15 protein-coding genes, 1 tRNA gene and 3 rRNA genes are annotated in these 21,619 nt (G+C 48.7%); 3 read left to right on the top strand and 16 right to left on the bottom strand.

The genetic code is table 11. The features are described from left to right. Positions 1–5 precede the first annotated feature (5 nt). The gene (dsbA, locus tag QJR74_RS14860) at positions 6–632 is read right to left on the bottom strand and encodes a thiol:disulfide interchange protein DsbA (protein WP_304372576.1); all 627 of its coding nucleotides are present in this window, start codon (positions 630–632) and stop codon (positions 6–8) included. 25 nt (positions 633–657) lie between these two features. Next, complete coding sequence (locus QJR74_RS14855) at positions 658–1,644, bottom strand: serine/threonine protein kinase (protein ID WP_304372575.1); 987 nt, start codon at positions 1,642–1,644, stop codon at positions 658–660. Positions 1,645–1,739: 95 nt separating this feature from the next. Between QJR74_RS14855 and mobA the strand changes: the two genes are divergently transcribed. Then, the gene (mobA, locus tag QJR74_RS14850) at positions 1,740–2,297 is read left to right on the top strand and encodes a molybdenum cofactor guanylyltransferase MobA (RefSeq protein ID WP_304372574.1); all 558 of its coding nucleotides are present in this window, start codon (positions 1,740–1,742) and stop codon (positions 2,295–2,297) included. A 56-nt stretch (positions 2,298–2,353) separates the two neighbouring features. Here the strand turns inward: mobA and rrf are convergent. From rrf to QJR74_RS14830, 4 genes are all read right to left on the bottom strand, one after another. Beyond that, positions 2,354–2,469, bottom strand: a 5S ribosomal RNA gene (rrf, locus tag QJR74_RS14845). Positions 2,470–2,676: 207 nt separating this feature from the next. Continuing rightward, positions 2,677–5,584, bottom strand: a 23S ribosomal RNA gene (locus QJR74_RS14840). A gap of 191 nt (positions 5,585–5,775) precedes the next feature. Next, a tRNA-Glu gene (locus QJR74_RS14835) sits at positions 5,776–5,851 on the bottom strand. 86 nt (positions 5,852–5,937) lie between these two features. Then, a 16S ribosomal RNA gene (locus tag QJR74_RS14830) occupies positions 5,938–7,480 on the bottom strand. The 16S, 23S and 5S rRNA genes sit together here with 1 tRNA gene alongside, the layout of an rRNA operon. 535 nt (positions 7,481–8,015) lie before the next feature. Between QJR74_RS14830 and QJR74_RS14825 the strand changes: the two genes are divergently transcribed. After that, a complete protein-coding gene (locus QJR74_RS14825) occupies positions 8,016–9,410 on the top strand; it encodes a DHA2 family efflux MFS transporter permease subunit (RefSeq protein WP_304372573.1) in 1,395 nt (464 codons plus the stop codon). On the opposite strand, the gene rbsR is transcribed toward QJR74_RS14825, so the two are convergent. From rbsR to budA, 9 genes are all read right to left on the bottom strand, one after another. Beyond that, positions 9,407–10,402, bottom strand: a complete 996-nt coding sequence (gene rbsR / locus QJR74_RS14820) for a ribose operon transcriptional repressor RbsR (protein ID WP_304372572.1) — start codon at positions 10,400–10,402, stop codon at positions 9,407–9,409. The two genes, QJR74_RS14825 and rbsR, sit on opposite strands and share 4 nt — an antisense overlap. Positions 10,403–10,412: 10 nt before the next feature. After that, positions 10,413–11,336 carry a ribokinase gene (rbsK, locus tag QJR74_RS14815; RefSeq protein ID WP_304372571.1) on the bottom strand — a complete coding sequence of 308 codons (924 nt, stop codon included), beginning with the start codon at positions 11,334–11,336 and terminating at the stop codon, positions 10,413–10,415. A 49-nt stretch (positions 11,337–11,385) separates the two neighbouring features. Further along, positions 11,386–12,261 (bottom strand): ribose ABC transporter substrate-binding protein RbsB, encoded by an 876-nt coding sequence (gene rbsB / locus QJR74_RS14810; protein ID WP_304372570.1) that lies wholly within the window; start codon positions 12,259–12,261, stop codon positions 11,386–11,388. A gap of 23 nt (positions 12,262–12,284) precedes the next feature. Continuing rightward, positions 12,285–13,256 (bottom strand): ribose ABC transporter permease, encoded by a 972-nt coding sequence (rbsC, locus tag QJR74_RS14805; RefSeq protein ID WP_304372569.1) that lies wholly within the window; start codon positions 13,254–13,256, stop codon positions 12,285–12,287. Next, complete coding sequence (gene rbsA, locus QJR74_RS14800; RefSeq protein WP_304372568.1) at positions 13,253–14,767, bottom strand: ribose ABC transporter ATP-binding protein RbsA; 1,515 nt, start codon at positions 14,765–14,767, stop codon at positions 13,253–13,255. Before rbsA ends, rbsC begins: the two co-directional genes overlap by 4 nt. Position 14,768: 1 nt before the next feature. Further along, positions 14,769–15,188 (bottom strand): D-ribose pyranase, encoded by a 420-nt coding sequence (gene rbsD, locus QJR74_RS14795; RefSeq protein WP_304372567.1) that lies wholly within the window; start codon positions 15,186–15,188, stop codon positions 14,769–14,771. Between the two features lie 248 nt (positions 15,189–15,436). Next, the gene (locus QJR74_RS14790; protein WP_304372566.1) at positions 15,437–16,210 is read right to left on the bottom strand and encodes a (S)-acetoin forming diacetyl reductase; all 774 of its coding nucleotides are present in this window, start codon (positions 16,208–16,210) and stop codon (positions 15,437–15,439) included. Positions 16,211–16,223: 13 nt separating this feature from the next. Beyond that, on the bottom strand, positions 16,224–17,903 hold the full coding sequence (gene alsS / locus QJR74_RS14785) for an acetolactate synthase AlsS (protein WP_304372565.1): 1,680 nt from the start codon (positions 17,901–17,903) through the stop codon (positions 16,224–16,226). A gap of 12 nt (positions 17,904–17,915) precedes the next feature. Next, positions 17,916–18,698, bottom strand: coding sequence for an acetolactate decarboxylase (gene budA / locus QJR74_RS14780; protein ID WP_441007618.1), 783 nt, complete (start codon positions 18,696–18,698; stop codon positions 17,916–17,918). A gap of 98 nt (positions 18,699–18,796) precedes the next feature. Between budA and QJR74_RS14775 the strand changes: the two genes are divergently transcribed. Beyond that, complete coding sequence (locus tag QJR74_RS14775) at positions 18,797–19,672, top strand: LysR family transcriptional regulator (RefSeq protein ID WP_304372564.1); 876 nt, start codon at positions 18,797–18,799, stop codon at positions 19,670–19,672. A 44-nt stretch (positions 19,673–19,716) separates the two neighbouring features. Here the strand turns inward: QJR74_RS14775 and kup are convergent, their stop codons facing one another. Beyond that, complete coding sequence (gene kup / locus QJR74_RS14770) at positions 19,717–21,585, bottom strand: low affinity potassium transporter Kup (protein WP_304372563.1); 1,869 nt, start codon at positions 21,583–21,585, stop codon at positions 19,717–19,719. Positions 21,586–21,619 lie beyond the last annotated feature (34 nt).

The following is a 21,619-nucleotide window of genomic DNA, read 5'->3' as shown; positions in this document are numbered from 1 at the left end:
TACGCTTATTTATTCAGCAAAAACTTCGTGACGTTGACATAATCCGCTGAGAAGTTTGGCAATGAGCTAGTATCTAGCCCAGCATTGTTGATCTGGTATTTGCCATTGATAAACAGTGCAGGCACCCCGTTAATATTGAAATCAGTCGCCGCTTTTTCTTGTTGGCTAACTAGCGCTTTCACTGCAAAGCTGTTCCATGCTGAGTCATAGGCTTCTGGAGTAATACCCGCAGCTTTGACAAAGACCTCTTTTAAACTCTGTTGGTCTTTAATGGTTTGAGACTTCTGCAGGCCATCGAAGATGGGATCCATAACTTTATCTTCAACACCTAGCGCCATAGCAACTGCCCAAGCATGGGTCAGGATAGGACCGTAATCACCACCCAAGAAATCAACATGATAACGAGTTAATTTCACATTTGCAGGAAGCCCCTGTTCAACCGCTTGGTTGATTTTATAGGTACGTTCGAAGTCGTAGCAGTGTGGACAGAAAAATGAGAAAAATTCGACAACTTTTGGCGCGCCATTCACTGGCTTTTCAATCGCCTGATACTGCTTACCTTCGGTAAAGGTTGCCGCAGAAGCGCCAAAGGCAAGCATTGCCCCAAAGAGAGCAAATAATACTTTTTTCATTTTTTACTTATCTCCAAATTATTATTCAAAATTGAGGCATTTTCAGCGATGGAGGCGATTGTAACAACACTGTCTGTGCTTTAATTTCAGCAATCTGCCGCCGCCAGAAATCAGCCTCTGCAAACCAAGGAAAAGCTCTAGGAAAAGCAGGATCTTGCCAACGTCTGACTACCCACGCTAGATAATAAACCATGCGCATCGCACGTAAAGGCTCAATCAGTGACAATTCGTTAATATTGAACTCGGTTAACTCTGTATAACATTCTAGCAGAATATCCCATTGGACTCGTTGTTCATTCAGGTCACCGCTGACTAACATCCAGAGGTCTTGTACGGCCGGACCATTGCGCGCATCATCTAAATCAACAAACAAAGGTCCATCACGCCACAAGATGTTGCCCGGATGACAATCGCCATGTAAGCGCAGGCTATCCCAATCGTTATGCCACAAGCGAATTAACTGTGCCCCTAATCGAGTAAGCGCGGTGATGAAATCGGCTTTTAAGACTGCTGGAATGAGTGATGTCTCTTTTAGTAAGGCTAGAGGTTGATGAAAATATTCATCAAGACCCAACGACGGTCGATGGTGGAATAGATGTTGCCGACCCACCTGATGGATACGCGCTAACGTTTGAGCAGCTTGTTCAAGATGGTCATCATTATCAATTTCGTATTGCCGCCCTCCCAAACTGGGGAAGATGGCAAACGCAATACCTTCTGTTTGCTGTACAGTGGTTCCGTGAAAACTGAGTGGTGCAGCGACCGCAAGATTAGCCTCGGCGAGTTCCTGAGTGAACTGATGTTCTTCATGTAACTGCTCAAGCGACCAACGTTGTGGGCGGTAGAATTTAGCCACATAACGTTTTCGGTCTTCATCGCTAAATTGCCAGACACGGTTTTCATAGCTATTGAGCGGGGTTAACCCCGAGTCAACGCGCATCCCCGTATTCCACAACGCGTCTAATACGGTTTCGGGATCAAGTGTTTGGAAATCGAAGCTCGGTTGGATCATAATCTCTGCAATAATGTAGAAAACTGAGCAGCAGGATACCATCAACCCTGCTTGGCAGTCTGATTATTTGAGCGATTAATTGATAAGGGTTAACTGTGATCAGTGGCATTATTTTGGCAGGCGGTGCGGGACGACGCATGAATGGGAAAGATAAGGGACTCGTGCAGTGGCACGAGAAAGCGTTAATTGACCATGTAATCGAGCATTTAGCGCCACAAGTTAGCCACTTAACCATTAATGCCAACCGACATATTTCGATCTATCAACAGAGAGGATATCCTGTCATTCAAGATAAGGCGCAGACCCTTCTTGGTCCTTTAGCAGGTATCGAGGTGGGATTAGAGGCAATAGAAACAGAATGGCTTGCCGTTGCGCCCTGTGACAGTCCATTGTTTCCCAATGATTATGTGCAACGACTTTACGATTTTTCACAGCATAACAAGCTAGCACTTTCTTGGGTACGTCAAGATGGCCGAGATCATCCACTCTTTTGCCTTATTCATCGAAAGTTACGAGAAGCGCTGCACGAATTTCTCCACCAAGAGCAGGGAAGAAAAGTGATAGAATTTTTTATCCGTCACGGTAGCGCACTAGAATTCAGTGAGAAATTGCCTCTGTTTGCTAATTTCAATGATGAAGCATCGTTAAAATAAAAACGATCCAACGCAAAAAGGCCATCCGTTAGGATGGCCTTTTTGACTTATTGGATGCCTGGCAGTTCCCTACTCTCGCATGGGGAGACCCCACACTACCATCGGCGCTACGGCGTTTCACTTCTGAGTTCGGCATGGGGTCAGGTGGGACCACCGCGCTAGTGCCGCCAGGCAAATTCTTGGTGCTAAAAACGTGTCTTTTTAACGTACTCGGCGTTAACTTCCCTCGCGCTAGTCAGTCACATACCGGTGTATGCTCCTTCCTATCGCTTGGTCGTCGCCTTGATTACGATAAAAATTCATCGTTTCTACAAATTCGTTTCTTAAAATCTGTCAACGCGCTGATAAATCTCTCATTCCAAAACGCCTCTGGCGTTGTAAGGTTAAGCCTCACGGGTCATTAGTACTGGTTAGCTCAATGCATCGCTGCACTTACACACCCAGCCTATCAACGTCGTAGTCTTCAACGTCCCTTCAGGACTCTCAAGGAGTCAGGGAGAACTCATCTTGGGGCAAGTTTCGTGCTTAGATGCTTTCAGCACTTATCTTTTCCGCACTTAGCTACCGGGCAATGCCATTGGCATGACAACCCGAACACCAGTGGTGCGTTCACTCCGGTCCTCTCGTACTAGGAGCAACCCCCCTCAATTCTCCAACGCCCACGGCAGATAGGGACCGAACTGTCTCACGACGTTCTAAACCCAGCTCGCGTACCACTTTAAACGGCGAACAGCCGTACCCTTGGGACCTACTTCAGCCCCAGGATGTGATGAGCCGACATCGAGGTGCCAAACACCGCCGTCGATATGAACTCTTGGGCGGTATCAGCCTGTTATCCCCGGAGTACCTTTTATCCGTTGAGCGATGGCCCTTCCATTCAGAACCACCGGATCACTAAGACCTGCTTTCGCACCTGCTCGAACTGTCACTCTCGCAGTCAAGCTAGCTTATGCCTTTGCACTAACCTCACGATGTCCGACCGTGATTAGCTAACCTTCGTGCTCCTCCGTTACTCTTTGGGAGGAGACCGCCCCAGTCAAACTACCCACCAGACACTGTCCGCAACCCGGATCACGGGTCTACGTTAGAACATCAAACATTAAAGGGTGGTATTTCAAGGTTGGCTCCATGCAGACTGGCGTCCACACTTCAAAGCCTCCCACCTATCCTACACATCAAGGCTCAATGTTCAGTGTCAAGCTATAGTAAAGGTTCACGGGGTCTTTCCGTCTTGCCGCGGGTACACTGCATCTTCACAGCGATTTCAATTTCACTGAGTCTCGGGTGGAGACAGCCTGGCCATCATTACGCCATTCGTGCAGGTCGGAACTTACCCGACAAGGAATTTCGCTACCTTAGGACCGTTATAGTTACGGCCGCCGTTTACTGGGGCTTCGATCAAGAGCTTCTCCTTACGGATAACCCCATCAATTAACCTTCCAGCACCGGGCAGGCGTCACACCGTATACGTCCACTTTCGTGTTTGCACAGTGCTGTGTTTTTAATAAACAGTTGCAGCCAGCTGGTATCTTCGACTGGCTTCAGCTCCAGGAGCAAGTCCCTTCACCTACGCGCCAGCGTGCCTTCTCCCGAAGTTACGGCACCATTTTGCCTAGTTCCTTCACCCGAGTTCTCTCAAGCGCCTTGGTATTCTCTACCTGATCACCTGTGTCGGTTTGGGGTACGATTCAATGTTACCTAGAGCTTAGAGGCTTTTCCTGGAAGCATGGCATCAATTACTTCAGTTCCGTAGAACCTCGTCATCACGTCTCAGCCTTAAGATAGTCCGGATTTACCAAAACTATCAGCCTACTCGCTTAAACCGGGACAACCGTCGCCCGGATAACCTAGCCTTCTCCGTCCCCCCTTCGCAGTAACACCAAGTACAGGAATATTAACCTGTTTCCCATCGACTACGCTTTTCAGCCTCGCCTTAGGGGTCGACTCACCCTGCCCCGATTAACGTTGGACAGGAACCCTTGATCTTCCGGCGAGCGGGTTTTTCACCCGCTTTATCGTTACTTATGTCAGCATTCGCACTTCTGATACCTCCAGCAAACCTCACAGTTCACCTTCAACGGCTTACAGAACGCTCCCCTACCCAACAACACATAGTGTCGCTGCCGCAGCTTCGGTGCATAGTTTAGCCCCGTTACATCTTCCGCGCAGGCCGACTCGACCAGTGAGCTATTACGCTTTCTTTAAATGATGGCTGCTTCTAAGCCAACATCCTGGCTGTCTGGGCCTTCCCACATCGTTTCCCACTTAACTATGACTTTGGGACCTTAGCTGGCGGTCTGGGTTGTTTCCCTCTTCACGACGGACGTTAGCACCCGCCGTGTGTCTCCCGTGATAACATTCTTCGGTATTCGTAGTTTGCATCGGGTTGGTAAGCCGGGATGGCCCCCTAGCCGAAACAGTGCTCTACCCCCGAAGATGAGTTCACGAGGCGCTACCTAAATAGCTTTCGGGGAGAACCAGCTATCTCCCGGTTTGATTGGCCTTTCACCCCCAGCCACAAGTCATCCGCTAATTTTTCAACATTAGTCGGTTCGGTCCTCCAGTTAGTGTTACCCAACCTTCAACCTGCCCATGGCTAGATCACCGGGTTTCGGGTCTATACCTTGCAACTTAACGCCCAGTTAAGACTCGGTTTCCCTGCGGCTCCCCTATTCGGTTAACCTTGCTACAAAATATAAGTCGCTGACCCATTATACAAAAGGTACGCAGTCACACGCTCAAGGCGTGCTCCCACTGCTTGTACGTACACGGTTTCAGGTTCTATTTCACTCCCCTCGCCGGGGTTCTTTTCGCCTTTCCCTCACGGTACTGGTTCACTATCGGTCAGTCAGGAGTATTTAGCCTTGGAGGATGGTCCCCCCATATTCAGACAGGATACCACGTGTCCCGCCCTACTCTTCGAGCTCACAATCAGTGCATTTTCATGTACGGGGCTATCACCCTGTATCGCCGGACTTTCCAGACCGTTCCATTAACACACTGACTGATGCAGACTCTGGGCTCCTCCCCGTTCGCTCGCCGCTACTAGGGGAATCTCGGTTGATTTCTTTTCCTCGAGGTACTTAGATGTTTCAGTTCCCTCGGTTCGCCTCGTTAACCTATGTATTCAGTTAACGATAGTGTGTCGAAACACACTGGGTTTCCCCATTCGGATATCGTCGGCTATAACGGTTCATATCACCTTACCGACGCTTTTCGCAGATTAGCACGTCCTTCATCGCCTCTGACTGCCAGGGCATCCACCGTGTACGCTTATTCGCTTAACCTCACAACCCACAGACGTCTTAGACGTTGTAGACTGTAAAAGTCTTTGAGAGACTCCGAATAATTATTCATTATTCAGTGTTTTCAATTTATCAGCTTGTTTCCAGATTTTTAAAGAGCAATATCTTAAAGACGACTCGTAAGTCAGCTTTAAGATAATAGTGTCGGCGACTTTCACTCACAGACCAGCAAGTGGCGTCCCCTAGGGGATTCGAACCCCTGTTACCGCCGTGAAAGGGCGGTGTCCTGGGCCTCTAGACGAAGGGGACATAAGTCTGCTTCGCAAGACGCCTTGCTTCTTTACATTTTTATCAGACAATCTGTGTGAGCACTTCGCAGCAATGTATCTTACAGGTAAGGAGGTGATCCAACCGCAGGTTCCCCTACGGTTACCTTGTTACGACTTCACCCCAGTCATGAATCACAAAGTGGTAAACGCCCTCCCGAAGGTTAAGCTATCTACTTCTTTTGCAACCCACTCCCATGGTGTGACGGGCGGTGTGTACAAGGCCCGGGAACGTATTCACCGTAACATTCTGATTTACGATTACTAGCGATTCCGACTTCATGGAGTCGAGTTGCAGACTCCAATCCGGACTACGACGCACTTTATGAGGTCCGCTTGCTCTCGCGAGGTCGCTTCTCTTTGTATGCGCCATTGTAGCACGTGTGTAGCCCTACTCGTAAGGGCCATGATGACTTGACGTCATCCCCACCTTCCTCCGGTTTATCACCGGCAGTCTCCTTTGAGTTCCCACCATTACGTGCTGGCAACAAAGGATAAGGGTTGCGCTCGTTGCGGGACTTAACCCAACATTTCACAACACGAGCTGACGACAGCCATGCAGCACCTGTCTCAGAGTTCCCGAAGGCACTAAAGCATCTCTGCTAAATTCTCTGGATGTCAAGAGTAGGTAAGGTTCTTCGCGTTGCATCGAATTAAACCACATGCTCCACCGCTTGTGCGGGCCCCCGTCAATTCATTTGAGTTTTAACCTTGCGGCCGTACTCCCCAGGCGGTCGACTTAACGCGTTAGCTCCGGAAGCCACTCCTCAAGGGAACAGCCTCCAAGTCGACATCGTTTACGGCGTGGACTACCAGGGTATCTAATCCTGTTTGCTCCCCACGCTTTCGCACCTGAGCGTCAGTCTTTGTCCAGGGGGCCGCCTTCGCCACCGGTATTCCTCCAGATCTCTACGCATTTCACCGCTACACCTGGAATTCTACCCCCCTCTACAAGACTCAAGCTTGCCAGTTTCAAATGCAGTTCCCAGGTTGAGCCCGGGGATTTCACATCTGACTTAACAAACCGCCTGCGTGCGCTTTACGCCCAGTAATTCCGATTAACGCTTGCACCCTCCGTATTACCGCGGCTGCTGGCACGGAGTTAGCCGGTGCTTCTTCTGTCAGTAACGTCAATGCATGAAAGTATTAGTTTCACACCCTTCCTCCTGACTGAAAGTACTTTACAACCCGAAGGCCTTCTTCATACACGCGGCATGGCTGCATCAGGCTTGCGCCCATTGTGCAATATTCCCCACTGCTGCCTCCCGTAGGAGTCTGGACCGTGTCTCAGTTCCAGTGTGGCTGGTCATCCTCTCAGACCAGCTAGGGATCGTCGCCTAGGTAAGCCATTACCCTACCTACTAGCTAATCCCATCTGGGTTCATCCGATGGTGCGAGGCCCGAAAGTCCCCCGCTTTGGTCTTGCGACATTATGCGGTATTAGCTACCGTTTCCAGTAGTTATCCCCCTCCATCAGGCAGATCCCCAGACATTACTCACCCGTCCGCCACTCGTCAGCAAAGTAGCAAGCTACTCTCTGTTACCGTTCGACTTGCATGTGTTAGGCCTGCCGCCAGCGTTCAATCTGAGCCATGATCAAACTCTTCAATTTAAAGTTTGATGCTCAAAGAAATTATTCTGTTATTCGTAAATGAATTTTCAGTGTCACTCTTCAAGACTTGATACTACAAAGTTTTTTTGTGATATCAATCCTGCGAGTGCCCACACAGATTGTCTGATAAATTGTTAAAGAGCATTGCGAATCAACGTTTTAACTCGTTGTCGCGAGGTGGCGTATATTACTCGCTTCACCTCAGGAGTCAATCATTATTTTGATTTTTTCTCCTGGACCGAATCGCTTCAGTCCCTGTCACCGCGCTGCGTATCTCGCTTTGCCGTGTCAGTGGATGCGCATTATAGGGAGTTCCGCTCAGAGCGCAAGGGATTATTTAAACTTTTTTACTGAGTGGTGATAAATCAAACCAAACGTTCAGATATCAGACAAACCCCTAATAAAAGCGCCGCTTTTTACAACAAATCTCCCTCACTAAATTAATAAAATGACAGCATTACTTTAATTAAGCCTCAACTCTGCGCCTAAGATGCGTATACTTAGCAGACTAATTCAATAAATAAAGGACCTCTCAATGGTTCGTTCCACCAGCGACCTCACCGGATTGCCTTGGATTGCGGCGATGGCTTTCTTTATGCAGGCATTAGATGCCACCATCTTAAACACTGCACTCCCTGCTATTGCCGAAAGTCTGCATCGTTCCCCCCTCGCCATGCAATCTACGATCATCAGTTACTCGCTAACGGTCGCAATGTTAATTCCGGTAAGCGGCTGGCTAGCCGATCGATGTGGAACGAGAAAGGTATTCATTTGTGCCGTCTCCTTATTTGCCCTAGGGTCTCTCGCCTGCGCTCTATCAAACTCACTGGGACTATTGGTTATCTCTCGTGTTGTTCAGGGGATCGGCGGTGCCATGATGATGCCCGTTGCACGCCTTACGCTACTGCGTGCTTATCCCCGGAATGAACTCCTGCCTATATTAAACTTTGTCACCATGCCTGGGTTATTAGGCCCCGTGATGGGGCCTGTGCTCGGCGGCTTCTTCGTGACCTACGCCAGCTGGCATTGGATTTTCCTGATCAATATTCCTATTGCACTGGTGGGGATTTTCTTTGCCCGTAAATACATGCCAGACTTTACGGTACCGAAGCGGAAATTTGATTCACTTGGCTTTTTTCTATTTAGTGGATCGATCGTTGCGCTATCAATTGGCGTAGAGTTGTTGGGTGAAGCACAAGTTTCATTAAATGTTGCGGTAGCCGCAATGGTAGTGGGCGTTTTACTGCTCGCTTTCTATATAAAGCATGCGGTCAAGTATAAGACACCTTTAATCAACCTTGCGATGTTTAGAATCCGCACCTTTTCTGTAGGGATTGCTGGAAACGTTGCTTCACGTTTAGGTACGGGGTGTATTCCTTTCCTTATACCTTTATTACTACAAGTGGCTTTTGGTTATTCCGCGCTTTATGCAGGCTTTATTATGATCGCCACCGCAGCAGGGGCAATCTTAGCCAAGTCGACAGTAACTCCGCTCCTACGCCGTCAGGGCTATCGCCGAACGCTTGTCGGCATCAGTGTCATCATTGGCTTACTGATAATGAGCTTTGCCCTGCAGTCTGCGCAACACTCCATTCTTTGGTTGCTACCGCCCCTATTCTTTATTGGTATGGCAATGTCTACACAATTCACCTCGATGAACACCATCACCTTAGCAGACCTCACCGATGAACATGCCAGTGGTGGTAATAGTGTGTTAGCCGTCACTCAACAATTAGCCATTAGTTTTGGTGTGAGTGTCAGCGCCGCCGTCTTACGTTTTTGGCAGAACACCCAAGCGACAACGGAAGGACAGTTTCAAGCCACCTTTATTACTATGGGGATTGTCACGGTAATCGCTGGCAGTACCTTCTTATTATTAATGAAGAGTGATGGCGAAAACCTTATTAAAAGACCGGCCAAAAAAAGCTAGGTCGATGTTCTAACCATCAATTCGGGGGTGAGTGCCCAAGAAACGGGTGCTCCCCCTTTTTTCTCTTCGATTCGATGAAGTAATAAATCGATAGCGACTTGGCCGAGAGTATCTTTCGGTTGATGGATCGTGGTTAGGGGCGGGGTAAGGTATGCCGATAACGCGATATCATCATAGCCAATCACGGCAACATCATCCGGTATAGTCAGTCCGGCACGGAATAGGGCTTGATAGACCCCGACCGCCATCGCATCATTACAAGCAAAGACTGCATCCGGTCGCGGCGTTAGCGTTAATAACTGCTGCATACTCGTCATCCCACCAGAAAACTCGAAATCGCCTTGGATAATATACGCTTCATTAATTGACCGACCCGCATTACGTAGCGCCCGCTTAAATCCCTCTACCCGTCGTCGTGCTGGACTCTTATCTAGGGGACCGCTAATACACGCAATGTGTTGATACCCCCGATCAATCAGATGCTGGGCCGCTAACTCTCCACCGAGCAAGGCATTCTCTTCAATGACATCACTTAAGCCAGTTAGCGGAGACCAGTCCATCATCACTATTGGTAAAGCTGGATAGCGTTGCAATATGGGGGCGAGTGTAGCGTGTCCTTCATTACACATTAGTAATAAACCATCCACCCGCTTTTGAATTAATGTTTCAAGACTACGGCTCATACGCTGAACATCCTCCGCAGTATTACAAAGGATTAAGCTATAGCCGCGCTTATAGCAACTATCCTCGACGCCTTTAACGACTTCTGCATAAAAAGGATTACTACTGGCGGTGACCAACATACCGATCGTACGCGTTTGATTCAGCTTGAGACTTCGTGCCAGTGCACTGGGGGTATAATTGAGGCTGGCGATAGCTTCTGAGACTCGTTGCTGTATTTTATCGCTCACAAACCGATTTTGATTGATAACGTGCGAAACCGTTGAGGTCGATACCCCTGCTTTTCTTGCAACATCCTTTATCGTCGCCAACACGCTGTCCTTATTCTTTAAGAAAATCGATAATCTCATCACGCCAAGGTATCGACGTTTGTGCCCCTTGGCGTGACACCGCAATAGCCGCCGCCGCTTGCGCAAAATCGACTGCTTGCTGCCAATCTGCCGTTTCTATATAGCGACAGAGAAAAGCGCCATTAAAGGTATCGCCCGCAGCAATCGTATCTTTCACCGTAACATCATAACCAGCAATACGTTGTCCTTGCCCCTTCACACTCAGCCAAACACCGCGCGCCCCTAAGGTAATCATCACGGTATCGATGCCTTTATGATGTAAGTAACGGGCCGCTTGTTCGGCATCTTGGTCGGTCTGTACGCTAATTCCTGTCAAAGCTTCCGCTTCGGTTTCATTAGGGGTAATAATATCAATCAGGGAGAGCAGTTCATCACTCAAGGGTTGTGCCGGTGCTGGATTTAAAACGAGTAAACTATCGTGTTGATGAGCAAGCCGAGCCGCTGCCAATACACTTTCCAGTGGCGTTTCAAGCTGAAGTAATAATGCATCACTTTCGGTAATTACTTGCCGATGTTTCTCTATATAAGCTCTTGTCAGTGAGGCATTCGCACCGGGGTAAATACCAATGGTATTTTCACCCTGATCATCGAGGTAGATCATCGCAAGACCGGTCGCCTCACCGTTAGCTATCTCGATAACCGAGGTATCAATATTATCTTTCGCCAACTGCTCACGAACTGCTAGGCCAATGTCATCCTCACCAACACAGGCCATAAAGGTAATGGAAGCACCGCTACGCCCGGCGGCCACGGCTTGATTTGCGCCCTTTCCGCCATAACTCATCTGGTAATGAGTTCCAGACAACGTCTCACCCGGTCTTGGGAAATGCGGGACCTGCAAGACATGATCGATATTGATACTCCCAAGTACCACCATTTTTTTATTCGCTTGCATTATCGCCTTCCGTTCGCGGTATCCCATTCCGATACCGCGTTAAACATCGTTAAGGAGTGACTAAAGTGAGATCGACAGGGATGACTTTAGGTATCGCCTGACCTTTCAAAACTTTATCAGCATTCTCGACGCCAGTGACCCCAATTTGCTCAGGTAATTGTGCAACGGTGGCCCCCATCTTTCCTCGTTTCACTGCCGCAATCCCATCAGCCGTCCCATCGAAACCGACCACTAATACCTCTTTTTTTCCCGCTGTCTGTAAGGCTCGTAACGCCCCCAAGGCCATTTCGTCATTTTCGGCAAATACGGCTTGGACATCACTATGGGCTTGAAGCAAATTCTGCATAACATTTAAGCCTTTAGTACGGTCAAAATCGGCGGGTTGGCGAGCCAGAAGTGTGAAGTGATGAGCTTGTGCAGCCTCAGCGAAACCTTTTCCTCGTTCACGCGACGCCGAGGTCCCTGCAATTCCTTGTAACTGGATAACTTTAGCTCCTTCACCTAATTTTTGAGCGATAAAGTCACCCGCCATCTTGCCACCTTTTACATTGTCGGAAGCGATATGACTGACCACCTCCCCTTGCGTCGCGACACGGTCAAGCGTAATAACCGGAATTTTTGCCTGATTAGCGATTTTGATTCCATTTCCCACCGCATCAGAATCCGTTGGGTTAATCAGTAACAGTTTGGTGCCACGTACCGTTAAGTCTTGGATATTCGCAAGCTCCCGTGCGGGGTTATTCTGTGAATCTACCACTACGAGATCATAGCCGAGTTTATCCGCTTCACGCTGCGCCCCTTGCTTCAATGAGACAAAGAAGGGGTTATTTAAGGTCGATACCACTAAGCCTAATGTCTCTTTAGCCAGTGCATTACCGCAGATCATCGTACTCATTAAGAGAGAAAGAGCCGTTAATTTTTTCATCTAAATACCCTTAAAGTGAACCGTTATTGGTGACTTTTATTGTCTGCTAATACAGCCAGCAGGATAACAATGGCTTTAACTATCATTTGGAAATATGACGAAACCCCCATCAGGTTCAATCCATTATTGAGAAACCCTAAGATCAAGGCCCCGATCAAGGTTCCCGTAATACGTCCTCGACCACCGGATAAGCTACAACCGCCCAATACGACTGCCGCAATGGCATCCAATTCGTACCCCGTTCCTGCGGTGGGCTGCGCTGAGGAGAGGCGAGCAACTTCAATTGTCCCCGCCAGAGCTGCCAAGGCGCCGCAAAGGGCATAGACGGTGATTTTTATGCGAGTAACATTGATTCCTGAAAGTCGGGTAGCGGCCTCATTACCGCCCAGTGCGTAAATGTAGCGACCCAAACGGGTATGATTGAGCAGATACCATGCGGCAATAAAGACAACCGCCATAATCCACACGGGTACCGGCACACCGAACAACTGCCCAATACCGATCAGGCTGAAATGATCGCTATTATCGCTAAATCCGGTACTGATCGGGCTACCGTCGGTAAAGACCATGGTCGCACCACGGAGTAACAGCATCATGACTAAGGTTGCGATAAAAGCTTGGACCTTCCCCCACGCAATCACTATCCCCGTTACACCACCGATGAGCCCCCCGGCGATTAAGGCTGCGCTAACGGCTAGTAGTGCATTAACCTCATGACCGATTAACGACGCGACTAAGGCACCAGTGAAGGCCAGTAAGGAGCCGACCGATAGATCGATACCTGCAGCCAGAATCACCAAGGTCATCCCCACCGCCATAATGGCGTTGACGGAGGTCTGCTGTAAGATATTGAAGAGGTTCGCTAGGGTGAAAAAATTACTACTTTGCGTTGCGACTACCGCAATTAATAGCAGTAGTGCGATAAAGGATTTTTGCTCGCGAATACCGTGCCATAACGAGCGTTTAACTATCGGGTTGGCGGTGGTGGGATTCATATGACTAACTCCTCGCTATGCTGCTTGCCGACGGCGGCTGCCATCAGTTTTTCTTGTGTCGCCTGTTGCCGAGTAAACTCGCCACTCATACGCCCTTCGTGCATGACCAAAATACGGTCACTCATCCCTAACACTTCTGGCATTTCCGAGGAGACTATGATGATGCTCAACCCTTGTGCTTTACACTGGTTAATAAGCTGGTAAATCTCTTTTTTTGCCCCCACATCTACGCCGCGCGTCGGTTCATCGAGGATCAAGACTTTCGGTTTCGTCATTAATCCTCGTGCAATAGAAACCTTTTGTTGGTTCCCTCCCGACAACAAGCCGATAGTCTTATCCATTGAGTCGGTTTTAATATTGAATAAGCGAATAAAGTCCCCAACAGTGAGGCGTTCTTCGTGGTGTTTCAATCGTCCGCCATAACCTGAGAAGTAAGGCAGGGCGGTGAGTGACATGTTGTGCTTAATCGACATTCCGAGTACCAGTCCTTCCCGCTTACGGTCTTCGGAAATGTAGACAATGCCTTGTTTTAGTCCCTGCTGTGGGGTTCGCACATGGATCGGCTGTTGATTCAAGTACAGTTCGCCTGCAGATATAGGGTGGGCGCCGTAGATCATTTTCATTAGCTCAGTACGCCCCGACCCCATCAACCCGGATATACCAAGGATCTCGCCGCTGCGTAACGTAAAGCTAATATCATGGATACCAGGACCGCATAGCTGCTTGACCGATAAACGTATCGCGCCAGGCGCTTTATCAAGATGGGGGTATTGATCCTCAAGCTTTCGACCCACCATCAGTTCAATTAAGCGTTCTTCATCAATATCGTCGATGGGATATTCGCCAATAAACCGGCCATCTCGAAAAACGGTAACATCGTCGCAGATATCAAAAATTTCTTTCATACGGTGAGAGATATAGACGATGCCACACCCTTGGGCGGTTAATTCATTAATCACCTCGAACAGGGCGAGGGTTTCTGTATCGGTCAAAGCATCTGTCGGCTCGTCCATCACGATCACTTTCGACTGATAGCTCAATACTTTCGCGATTTCGACCATCTGTTGATCGCCAATCGATAAGCTATCCACCAAGACTTTGCTGGAAAAACGGAGCTTTAGTCGGGCTAGTAACCGATCGGCCTCGCGATACAGTGTTTTCCAATCGATACGTCCAAAGGCAAGCCGCGGCTCTCGGCCAAGAAAAATATTCTCAGCCACTGTCAAGGTACCAATTAGGTTAAGCTCTTGATGGATAATACCGATACCGGCTTCCTGTGACTGTTTCGGGCCAGAAAAGACCGTCTCTTTCCCTAACCATTGGCAAGTTCCAGCATCCTTTTGGTAAATACCCGTCATAATTTTCATCATGGTCGACTTACCGGCGCCATTCTCGCCCACTAAAGCCATGACGCGTCCGGCCTTGACGCAGAGTGAAGCATCATCCAGCGCTTTAACTCCTGGAAACGATTTTTCAATATGGGTAAGGGCCAAGAGACATTGAGTTTCCATCTTAAAAAGTGACTCCCGCCGTAAAGATCACATTGGCATAAGGCGTACATTCCCCCGTACGAATGACGGCGCGCGACTGATGGGTGAGCGATTTAAACTGCTCATGGGAGAGGTAGAAAATCTCTATCGGTTGTCCCTGCTCGACTGACACTCGTTCAATTAATGCCAGCAACTGCTGATGGGCCTGAGGATTATGCTCAACGATCTCGTCGGCAATATGTGCCGCTTGAATCTGCATCGCGTTAGCAACCACTTCGCTCACTTGTCGAAAGCTAGGGACACCTTGGGTCAACGCCAGTTCAATACGGGGAAGCCCTGACGGGATAGGAAGTCCTGCATCGGCAATCGTTAGCGTCTCAAAATGACCGAGTTGCGTGACAAGATGGGCAATATCGGGATGTAAAAGATGACCTTTGTTCATACTTCGCTCCTCAGCGAAACGTTTCGCTGGCAGTAGCATGAACTAAGCCCGATCGCTCGCTCAATGGCGTAATAAGAAAAACGTGATAGCCATCGAATCGATTCGCTGAAACAGTGATATACACCAAATAATTAATGTAACGCTGTAAATCATTACTGGAATAAATGTTTAGACGATCGGCTTTTGACCTAAGCCCTTCGATAAAGATGGGGATCCCCACTGCCTAAGGAAGACAGTGGGGGAAAGGATTAACTAAAGACCATTCCACCGTCGATCAATAGCGATTGTCCGGTCATATAATTAGCGTCCGGACTAGCAAGGTAGGAGACACAGGCCGCGACATCCTCGGCTTCAGATAAGCGTCCCAAGGTAATACGTTTTGCAAACTGCTCCGTTCCGTAGCCTTCGGGTTGCCCCGCTGCCGCTGAAATCTCTTTATCAATCCGTTGCCACATCGGCGTTTTCACTATGCCTGGGCAATAGGCGTTAACGGTAATCCCTAGCGGAGCCAAATCACGAGCAGCGGTTTGGGTTAACCCTCTCACGGCAAACTTACTGGAACTGTACACCGCAAGCTCTGGATTCCCTACGTGGCCAGCCTGAGAGGAAGCATTGATAATTTTTCCCCCATGGCCGAGTTGCTTAAATGCCTCGATAGCCGCCTGCATCCCCCAAATAACACCCTTCACATTGATGTTATAGACCTTGTCGACAATATCCTCAGTGATCGACTCAATAGGCGTTGATGGGGCAATCCCAGCATTATTGACAATGACATCGAAGCCCCCAAACGTCTGCTGCGCTTGCTGTACCGCAGCGAACACCTGCGCGCGATCGGCTACGTCGGCCTGAATCGCCAAGGTCTTTCCCCCCGCTTGTTCAATTTTCTTACTGACGCGGGTAGCGGCCTGCACATCAAGATCCACCACCGCGACAGCAAACCCATCACGGGACAACCGTAATGCAATCGCTTCACCTATACCCTGTCCTGCCCCTGTCACTACTGCCACTTTATGCTTCATCTTATTATCCTTCTTAGATAATTTGACTAAGATGTAGCGCTTCCATTAACCGTGGATTATCAGAATAATCGACGGGAATCGCTACGACCGCAGGCCCCTCCACATCCATTGCGCGTTGTAAAATAGGCTCAAGTTGGTCGGTACTTTCGACGGCAAATCCTGCTGCACCAAAAGCTTCAGCATAGGCCTTGAAGTCGATCGCCCCGAACTTAACCCCAGAAACGCGTTGGTATTTTTTTTGTTCTTGCATTGCCACCATGTTGTACTCATCATCCACCCAAATAATGTGCAAAATGTTGGCTTTTAGTCTTACCGCTGTCTCCAGTTCCATACTGGACTGCATAAATCCACCATCTCCCGAGACCGACACCACTTTTCGTGAAGGATCCACCAGCCACGCACCAATAGCCCAAGGAAGCGCGACCCCCATGGTTTGTTGTCCATTAGAAATAATGATTTGCCGTGCACGGAAGCTGTAAAGATACCGAGCGATCCAAATGTGGAAACTCCCCATATCAACCGTTAACGACACATCGTTATTAATGATGTCTTGCATCGCCCGCACGATTCGTAAGGGGTGTATCGCAAACTGGTTTAACTGATGGGCTTTCGTAGAGAGAATTTGCCGTTGCAACTGCCTATCTTCTAATACTAGGCTCGTCTCTGGGCTAAGAATGAGTGGACTGCTGATATGTTGGGTTAATAGCGTGAGGGTCTGGGCAATATCACCAATCAGCTCAATATCCGCAATATAATAATTATCCGGTTCGGCAGGCACGACATCGATATGAGCCAAGGCAACATTGCCGTCGCTCCACATAGCGGGTTCATATTCTACTGGGCTATAGCCGATGGTGATCACCAAGTCTGCTTGCCGTAATAACTTATCACCAGCTTGATTATTGAATAGTCCGACACGCCCCGCAAAGCGACTAAAGTGCGCTTCGGTAATCGCTCCTGCCGCCTGATAGGTGCTCGTCACCGGGATATGGCTAGCATCCAATAGCTGCTTGAGTGCTTGTGCATTATCCGCTTGGCTGGCCATCAGACCCAGCAAGATTACCGGATTTTTCGCCTGCTCAATCTGTTTCGCGAGGGCTTTAATATCATTAACGGGGGCTGGTCCTTGTTTCATTGAGGGAATGACTGGCAACGTATGGCCGCGTACCGGATCATTAATAATATCTTGTGGCAGACTCACAAAGGTGCCGCCGGGCCGTCCCAGCTCAGCTTTACGAAAAGCATTGGTGATCACTTCGCTGATTGCATCCGCCGAATTAACTTCTACTGAGTATTTGGTGATCGGGCGAAACATCCCTACCGTATCCATACTCTGGTGTACCTGCTTTGCGCTATCGGAGCGTTTGACCGCGCCGCCTATTGCCACCACTGGGTCACCCTCACTGGTCGCGGTGGCGACACCGGTAATAATATTGGAACATCCCGGGCCTGAGGTGACTAAGGTTACCCCGGCTTTGCCGGTTAAACGGCCAATTGCTGCGGCCATAAAGGCCCCGTTTGCCTCGTGCCGAACCGGGATCATCTCTATGGATGAATCAACTAAGGAATCGAAAACACGATCAATTTTAGCGCCTGGGATACCAAAAATCTGCTTCACGCCCTGTGCTTCGAGTTGTGCGACAACGAGGTCTGCACCGGATTGCCACTGCTTATCTTGGATTTTATTACGCATCATCGTCTCCACTTAACTCTCTACTGCGCGTATCGCTTGATCGAGATTTTCTGGGTGTAGATCGGCATTCAGAAACTCATGGTCAGTCGGTAAATCCACCACTAGCTTGTGAATCGCACCAAAGGTCAGCGTCCCAGCCAGTAATCGGTAATCCAGCAGGTGGCCGCCCCCTTGCCGATCCTCAGTAATAAAATGTTCGTGGTATCCGGCAACATTGATTCCCTGCATATATTGCGGAGTACGAAAGCCAATCACCGAGCCGGTTTCTTGATTAAAAGTAAAGATAGGTTGCTCGGCTATCGCTTCTTGCATGGGTCGGTAAGGCCGACACTGTTCCGGTACGGTGCGAGTCTGCGCTTGCTGGAAGTTTCCCTCTATCCGCAGGGCGCAGAACAGGTTGTCTGAAGGAAGGTGCTGATCGATCAGTCGATGAATAGCTTGGCGTGACGTGGGCTGGTCCAGCTCGAGACAATACTCTGGTTGGAAGAAGGTCATCACCGCAAAGGGGGTTTGTTGATCTACTCTTGCCTGTTGAGCGCTACCGTCAGACTTTAGTTGGTAAATTTGATGATCGAGGGCGACCAGTTCACCATCTAAATGATTAAAGGTGCCCAAACCGAAATCGCCTTTCTCGAGCAGATCAGCAACGGTCATTGAGCCGTCATAAACCCCACTTAGTAAGGCACTCATCAAGGATGTTTGAAAAATCACTTTTTCAGGGCCTTGCTGATGGGCCAGTTTAACCATCTGTCCGAGTTGTGAGGCACAGTCGCAATCAATAAGATGATCAGCCATGCTTTCCTCTCTATAAGTAAAAACCTTAGAAAGTATGTTGACCTATGACGTTATCGAGTTCCAATATAGGGAAGGCCCGACTTTAAGACGTTATTGATATGGAACTGCGCTACCTTCGTTATTTTGTTGCTGTTGCAGAAACGCGCAACTTCACTCGTGCGGCTGAGAAGCTGTCAATTTCCCAACCCCCCTTAAGCCAACAGATTATGCGTTTAGAAAGAGAAATTGGTACCCCTCTTTTTCTTCGTTTAAAAAGTGGGGTGGAATTAACCGAGGCGGGGGAGGCTTTTTATAAAGAAGCCAGGCAAATATTATTGTTGACCGATCAGGCGCTGGAAAAGACCCGCGGTATTGCACGTGGAATCAACGGTAAAGCAACTTTAGGCTTTGCCTGTTCCAGCGTCTTCCACCCCATACTGTTTAAGCGGCTAAAAAAGTTCCAAACGCGCTACCCTTCTGCAACCTTGCTTGCAGAAGAAAGTAATATGTCGCAATTGATGCAATCCTTGCGCGACGGGGCGCTAGATGCCGCCTTTGTCCGATTGCCTTGCCAAACGAGCCAAGAGTTTACTCTGCAAACCCTGACGCAAGAAAGGATGTTTCTGGTGGTTCGCGAGGAAGACGAGAATATTCCTCTCAATACCCTCCTTACAGAATCGCCACTCATTTTATTCCCAAGAGAGTTGGCTCCCAGTCTTTATGACCTGATTATCCGTTTTTGCCATGATCAGGGTGTCGTACCACAGCTAGCAACCCAAGCGCCGCAGATGTCTGCCTCGATCACTATGGTCGCCAGCGGCTTTGGGTTTACCTTTGTGCCTGAATCACTCACCATCATTGCGATGCCTGGCGTGACCTATCGGAGAATCGAGGACCCGCAGTTTACCACTGAGATCGCTTTAGCATGGCGTCGCTGGGATCGCTCACCTATCATCAGGCATCTTCTTGCCTTAGTCAGGGACGATAACGAATAACGTTATCTGATAAAAAAATAGGCGCATCATGCGCCTATTTTTTATTAAATTTCCACTTGGGTGCCCAGTTGAATGACCCGGTTAGGTGGAATCTCAAATTGGTCTGGTGCGCGCAAGGCATTACGTTGTAGCAGTAAGAATAACTTACCGCGTAAGCGCAGATACCATGGCCGTTTACCGAGAATTAATGACTCGTTTGACATAAAGAATGACGTCTCCATCATTCGACAATTCAAGCCTTCTAGACCACATCTATGGAAGATATCTTCCATATTAGGGATTTCTCGCCAACCATAACTGGCGACAACTCGCCAAAATGTCGGTGATAGCTGCTCAATACTGACACGATGCACATTATGCACATAAGGCGCATCCTCAGTCCGTAAGGTCAGTAGAACAACGCGCTCGTGCAGGACCTTATTATGTTTAAGGTTATGTAATAACGCGAAAGGAATGATGTTCTTCACTCTGGTCATATAGACCGCGGTTCCTGAGACGCGCACAGGGGGATGTTTCTCTAGAGAAGAGATCATCGCTTCCAGTGAGTTACCGTGCTCATGCATCTTCCTGAGTGCCCGGAAACGTTCACTCTTCCATGTCGTCATGATGATAAACATCACTAACGCCAGTGTCAGAGGTAACCAACCGCCGGATAAGATCTTCACTAAGTTTGCCGAGAATAACGGCACATCAATACAAAGTAAGAAGATACAAAGCGGAATCACGGAAAATAAGCTCCAGTGCCAATTTTTTTTCGCCACCGTGCAGGAAAGTAACGTTGTAAGTACCATTGTACCGGTGACGGCTATTCCATAGGCGGCCGCCAAGTTACTCGAATGCTTGAAGCTCACGATAACCAACACCACTGCGGTATAAAGTAGCCAGTTCACCACTGGGATATAAATCTGCCCTGACTCATTTTCCGAGGTATGAATAATGCGCATTGGCGGAAGGTAGCCTAAGCGCACCGCTTGTCGAGTTAATGAAAATACCCCAGAAATAACTGCCTGAGAGGCGATAACCGTTGCTAGCGTCGCTAAAATTAGCATCGGGATTAACGCCCAATCAGGGGCTAATAAGAAGAATGGGTTTTTAATTGCTTCAGGGTGTTTTAATAACAACGCCCCTTGGCCGAAGTAGTTAAGAACCAGGGAAGGTAACACCACCAGCATCCAAGCGATACGGATTGGCAGTTTACCAAAGTGTCCCATATCGGCGTATAACGCCTCTACGCCAGTAATGGCCAGCACTACTGAGCCTAATGCGAAGAAAGAAATGGTCTTATAGTGTAAGAAAAACTGTAAGGCATACCACGGGTTTAAGGCTTGTAGCACTTCTGGATTTTTTATAATCCCATTAATCCCAAATACTGCTAAAAGAATAAACCAGAGTAACATCACTGGCGCGAACAGCTTTCCGACCAGCCCAGTGCCATGTTTCTGAATCACGAACAGTAAAGTCAGCACCACTATCGAAATGGGGACGATAAAGACGTCCAATGAGGGCGCGGCAATTTCCAAGCCTTCTATTGCAGAGAGTACCGACATGGCTGGGGTGATGACCACCTCACCGAAGAAGAAACTGCCGCCAATCAATCCCAGAATCAGCACCACCGCCGTGGCAGTGGCGTGGGTATTTCTCCCTGCCAGCGACATAAGGGTTAAGATCCCCCCTTCTCCAGCGTTATCCGCACGCATGACATAGCTGATGTATTTCAGCGAGACGACTATTACCAGTAACCAAAAAATTAAGGAAAGGAAACCAAAAACAGACTGTTGTTCGATACCAAAACCAAATTCGCCAGAAAGGCATTCTCGCAACGTATAAAGGGGACTTGTCCCGATGTCCCCGTAAACGACACCTATGGCTGCCAGTGTCAACGCCGCTGTAGACTGTTTATTCTCTGAGTTCATAAAAATCTTCTGTTTAGATCGATTAGTCTTAAAC

Origin of the sequence: Tatumella ptyseos (assembly GCF_030552895.1) — a bacterium.
In the GTDB taxonomy this organism is placed as follows: Bacteria; Pseudomonadota; Gammaproteobacteria; order Enterobacterales; family Enterobacteriaceae; genus Rosenbergiella; species Rosenbergiella ptyseos_A.
Note: the sequence above shows the minus strand (reverse complement) of the source record. Positions and strands in the feature narration are given on the sequence as shown.

Excerpts from the sequence above, each read along its gene's own strand:
- rbsK (WP_304372571.1), bottom strand. The coding sequence starts at position 11,336 with ATGCAAGCGAATAAAAAAATGGTGGTACTTGGGAGTATCAATATCGAT.
- QJR74_RS14855 (WP_304372575.1), bottom strand. The coding sequence starts at position 1,644 with ATGATCCAACCGAGCTTCGATTTCCAAACACTTGATCCCGAAACCGTA.
- QJR74_RS14790 (WP_304372566.1), bottom strand. The coding sequence starts at position 16,210 with ATGAAGCATAAAGTGGCAGTAGTGACAGGGGCAGGACAGGGTATAGGT.
- kup (WP_304372563.1), bottom strand. The coding sequence starts at position 21,585 with ATGAACTCAGAGAATAAACAGTCTACAGCGGCGTTGACACTGGCAGCC.
- budA (WP_441007618.1), bottom strand. The coding sequence starts at position 18,698 with ATGGCTGATCATCTTATTGATTGCGACTGTGCCTCACAACTCGGACAG.
- dsbA (WP_304372576.1), bottom strand. The coding sequence starts at position 632 with ATGAAAAAAGTATTATTTGCTCTCTTTGGGGCAATGCTTGCCTTTGGC.
- rbsB (WP_304372570.1), bottom strand. The coding sequence starts at position 12,261 with ATGAAAAAATTAACGGCTCTTTCTCTCTTAATGAGTACGATGATCTGC.
- rbsC (WP_304372569.1), bottom strand. The coding sequence starts at position 13,256 with ATGAATCCCACCACCGCCAACCCGATAGTTAAACGCTCGTTATGGCAC.
- rbsD (WP_304372567.1), bottom strand. The coding sequence starts at position 15,188 with ATGAACAAAGGTCATCTTTTACATCCCGATATTGCCCATCTTGTCACG.
- QJR74_RS14775 (WP_304372564.1), top strand. The coding sequence starts at position 18,797 with ATGGAACTGCGCTACCTTCGTTATTTTGTTGCTGTTGCAGAAACGCGC.
- QJR74_RS14825 (WP_304372573.1), top strand. The coding sequence starts at position 8,016 with ATGGTTCGTTCCACCAGCGACCTCACCGGATTGCCTTGGATTGCGGCG.
- alsS (WP_304372565.1), bottom strand. The coding sequence starts at position 17,903 with ATGCGTAATAAAATCCAAGATAAGCAGTGGCAATCCGGTGCAGACCTC.
- rbsA (WP_304372568.1), bottom strand. The coding sequence starts at position 14,767 with ATGGAAACTCAATGTCTCTTGGCCCTTACCCATATTGAAAAATCGTTT.